This is a genomic window from Streptomyces sp. NPDC056061, from assembly GCF_042266885.1.
Taxonomy (GTDB): Bacteria; Actinomycetota; Actinomycetes; order Streptomycetales; family Streptomycetaceae; genus Streptomyces.
Map to the genome: position 1 here is coordinate 1 of NZ_JBHJWQ010000082.1, position 3462 is coordinate 3462.

At 73.7% G+C, this 3462-nt stretch carries 1 protein-coding gene; it reads left to right on the forward strand.

Annotated features, from left to right (window positions below; all coding sequences use genetic code 11):
- Positions 1–3462, forward strand: a 3462-nt coding sequence (locus tag ACFC79_RS38115) for an SDR family NAD(P)-dependent oxidoreductase (protein WP_376249849.1), incomplete at both ends; no start/stop codon positions are given.

Here is a 3462-nt window from a genome sequence, read left to right on the forward strand (position 1 = left end):
GGGCCCGGGGTGTCGAGGTGGACTGGGGGGCGGTGTTCGAGGGCACGGGTGCCCGCAGGACCGACCTGCCCACCTACGCCTTCCAGCACCAGCACTACTGGCTGGAGGCCGGCGCCCCCGCCGTGCCCGCCGCCGCGACCGCGGACCCCGTCGAGACCCGCTTCTGGGAAGCCGTCGAACGAGAGGACTGGCAGGCCCTGGCGGCCGAGCTGGCGGTCGACGGCGACGAGCGGGTCAGCGCACTGCTGCCCGCCCTGTCGACCTGGCGCAAGCAGGCGCGCGAGCGTTCCGCGGTCGACGGCTGGCGCTACCGCGTGACCTGGAAGCCGCTGACCGAAGGCCAGTCGGCACGCCTGTCCGGCACCTGGCTGCTGATCGTCCCGCAGCACGTGGCGGAGGGGGAGTGGGCGCAGGGCGCGGCCCGCATCCTCGTCGAGCGCGGCGCCGCCGTACGAACACTCGTCATGGACACCGACACGGACGGCCGGACCGCCCTCGCCGAGCTGCTGCGGCAGGCCGACGCCGACGAGGACGCGACGCTTCACGGCGTGCTGTCGCTGCTGGCACTCGACGACCGGCCGCACCCCGAGCACAGCTCCGTCCCCGCCGGGGCCGCCGCTCAACTGGCGCTGATCCAGGCGCTGGGCGACGCGGAGATCACCGCGCCGCTGTGGTTCGCCACCCGGGGCGCCGTCTCCACCGGCCGCTCGGACCGGCTGGAATCGCCGCAACAGGCCCTGGTCTGGGGCCTGGGCCGGGTGGCCGCCCTGGAACACGGCGAGCGGTGGGGCGGCCTGGTCGACCTGCCGCAGACCGCCGACGACCGGGCACTGGCCCGGCTGGTCACGGTCCTCGCGGGAACCGAGGACGAGGACCAGGCAGCGATCCGGTCCACCGGACTGTTCGTACGACGCCTGGTCAGGGCCCCTCTCGCCGAGACGCCCACCGTGCGGGAGTGGCGTCCGTCCGGGACGACGCTGGTGACCGGGGGTACGGGTGCGTTGGGTGCGCAGGTGGCGCGTTGGCTGGCTCGCAACGGTGCCGAGCACCTGGTGCTGACCAGTCGTCGTGGTCCGGACGCGCCGGGCGCGGCCGAGCTGCGCGAGGAACTGACCGCGCTCGGCGCGGAGGTCACCGTCGCCGCCTGTGACGTGGCCGATCGCAAGGCCGTCGAGGCGCTCCTCGCCGCCGTCCCGGCCGACAGGCCGCTCACCGCCGTCGTGCACACCGCCGCCGTACTGGACGACGGTGTGATAGAAGGACTGACGCCCGAGCAGGTCGACCGGGTCCTGAAGGTCAAGGTCGACGCCACGCTCCACCTGCACGAGCTCACCCGGGACCTGGACCTCTCCGCGTTCGTGCTCTTCTCCTCCTTCGCCGCCACCTTCGGCGCACCCGGCCAGGGCAACTACGCACCGGGCAACGCCTTCCTCGACGCCTTCGCCGAGTGGCGCCGCGATGCCGGACTGCCCGCCACGTCGCTGGCGTGGGGCCCGTGGGGCGAGGGCGGCATGGCCGAGGGCGGCGTCGGCGACCGCATGCGCCGCCACGGGGTCATCGAGATGGCACCGGAGAAGGCCGTGACCGCGCTCCAGCACGCTCTGGACCGGGACGAGTCGGTGCTGACCGTCGTCGACATGGAGTGGAAGCGCTTCGTCCTCGCCTTCACCTCCGGGCGGTCCCGGCCGCTGCTCCACGACCTGCCCGAGGCACGGGACGTCATCGAGGACATGCGGGGCGACGCCGAGACGGAGGACGCCGACGGCACCGCGCTCGCGCAGAAGCTCGGCGGACTCCCCGAGGCCGAGCAGGAGCGGCTGCTGCTGGAACTGGTGCGCGGCGCCGTGGCGACGGTGCTGGGCTACGCGGACGCCGAGGCCGTCGACTCCGCACGCGCCTTCAAGGAGCTGGGCTTCGACTCGCTCACCGCGGTCGAGCTGCGCAACCGGCTCGGTGCGGCCAGCGGACTCAAGCTGCCTCCGTCCCTGATCTTCGACTACCCGACCCCGAAGGCCCTGGCCAAGCACCTGCGCGCCGAGCTGTCCGGCGGACGGCCGGCGCTCGCGGCCCCGCTGCCCACCGCGGCATCCCTGGCCGACGACGAACCGATCGCGATCGTCGCGATGAGCTGCCGCTTCCCCGGCGGGGTGCGCACCCCCGAGGAGCTGTGGCAGCTGCTGACCTCCGGCGGCGACGCGCTGTCGGAGTTCCCGGCCGACCGCGGCTGGGACGTGGAATCCCTCTACAACCCGGACCCGGACTCGCAGGGCACCAGTTACACCCGTGAGGGCGGCTTCCTCACCGGCGTCGCCGAGTTCGACCCCACCTTCTTCGGGATCTCGCCGCGCGAGGCGATGGCGATGGACCCGCAGCAGCGGCTGCTGCTGGAGACGTCCTGGGAGGCATTCGAGCGGGCGGGCATCGACCCGGCCACGCTCCGGGGCAGCCAGTCCGGCGTCTTCGTCGGGACCAACGGCTCCGACTACTCCATCCTCATGCGGAACGCCACCGACGGCTACGAGGGCCACCTGGCCACCGGCAGCGCCGCCAGCGTCGTCTCCGGCCGGCTCAGCTACGTCTTCGGGCTGGAGGGCCCGGCGGTCACCGTCGACACGGCCTGCTCGGCGTCGCTGGTCGCCCTGCACCTGGCCGTCCAGGCCCTGCGCACCGGGGAGTGCGAACTCGCCCTGGCCGGCGGTGCGACCGTGATGGCCACCCCCGGCACCTTCATCGAATTCAGCCGACAGCGCGGCCTGTCCTCCGACGGCCGCAGCAAGGCGTTCTCCGCGGACGCCGACGGCTTCAGCCCCGCCGAGGGCATCGGCATGCTGCTCGTGGAGCGGCTGTCCGACGCGCGGAAGAACGGCCACCCGGTGCTGGCCGTCGTCCGCGGCAGCGCGATCAACCAGGACGGTGCGAGCAACGGTCTGACGGCGCCGAACGGGCCGTCGCAGCAGCGGGTCATCCGCCAGGCCCTCGCCAACGCCCGGCTCACCGCCGCCGACGTCGACGTCATCGAGGCGCACGGCACGGGGACGACGCTGGGCGACCCGATCGAGGCGCAGGCGCTGCTGGCCACCTACGGCCAGGAGCGCCCCGCCGACCGGCCGGTGCTGCTGGGCTCCGTCAAGTCCAACATCGGGCACGCCCAGGCGGCCGCCGGTGCCGCGGGTGTGATGAAGATGGTGCTCGCCATGCGGCACGGTGTCGTGCCCGAGTCGCTGCACATCACCGAACCGACCCCGCACGTGGACTGGTCGGAGGGCGCAGTCTCCCTGGTCACCGAGGCCACACCCTGGCCGCAGGGCGGAACGACCCGCCGGGCCGGTGTCTCCTCCTTCGGCTTCAGCGGCACCAACGCGCACGTCATCCTCGAACAGGCCCCGGCCGAGGAGCCGGCCCCCGTCGAGGAGCCGGTGGCGGCCCCCGGCGTGCTGCCGTGGGTGCTGTCCGGGAAGACCC